Below are 1,041 nucleotides of genomic sequence, written 5' to 3' on the forward strand. Positions count from 1 at the left end.
TTTTGTATTTTTTTAAGCGGTGAAATATTGTATTTAATAACAAATCCTATTATTACTAGAGCTATAACTAAACTTATTAAACCAATAAATGATTGTTTAATCAGAGCTTCATTTACGGGTTTTGTATATATTTCTTCATCCGCGATTGCGCAAATATTATATCCTAATGAATTTTCTTGACAAATAACTGCTTTATTTTTGTTGTTTTCATCTTTAACTGCAAAAAAATTTTTTGATAATTCTCCTGTTTTACCTTCAGGGCTATTAAGATATGTTTTTACTATGTTTTCGGATAATGCAGTTTTTTTAAGCAGTTGCTCTTCAAGTTCATGAAATAATATTACTCCATCATCATCTATAACAACAACAAATCCACTTGCTGATTTTCCCATAGAAAGTACATTTTTTGAAAATGTAGTTAAATCATAATTTCCGCCAACAGCTCCTATAAAACTACCATTAACAACTATAGGGTATGAAAAAGCTAAAGAAGGAGCTTTTAAACTCGGAGCCATATAAGGTTTTGAAATCACAACTTTGTCATTTCCAGAAGCAACACTTGTATACCAAGTTCTAGTTCTTGGATCATAACCATCAGAAGGCGTTTGATGGTTTCCATTAGATCTTATCATTGCACCATTATGCGCAAGTCCTACGTATAACACATCAAAACGGCTTGCTTCTTTGGTTACTCTAACCATATCATAAATTTCTTTAGTGCTTGCACTTGGATTTTTTTTCATTTCAAGCGCAATGGCTTTTACAGCATCACTTCTTGATTCACTGTAGTCTTCAAAATTTTTTGCAACATCCTGTATAGTTTTAATTTGTAAATTATTGATAAGCTCTCTAGTGTCACGTTTTATTTCTAAATAGTTAAATACATTTGCAATTAATAATATTCCTACTATTGCTAGTCCCACAAAAAAAGTTAGTTTATTTGTTAAAGTTTGAGTAATTTTTTTCATAAAACTCCTTGATAATAAATGTCTTGTCTGGCTAATAAAAATTTCTTGTTTGTTTAACCGATAAACTCTCGCT

Annotated in this window: 1 protein-coding gene; it reads right to left on the reverse strand. The window is 29.9% G+C overall.

Going from position 1 to position 1,041, the window contains the following annotated elements:
* Positions 1 to 968, reverse strand: a 968-nt coding sequence (locus CAMP18497_RS08205; RefSeq protein WP_337213750.1) for a cache domain-containing protein, incomplete at its 3' end; no start/stop codon positions are given.
* Positions 969 to 1,041: the final 73 nt, after the last annotated feature.

The organism is Campylobacter sp. W0066.1 (assembly GCF_024723635.1).
GTDB lineage: Bacteria > Campylobacterota > Campylobacteria > Campylobacterales > Campylobacteraceae > Campylobacter_D > Campylobacter_D lari_C.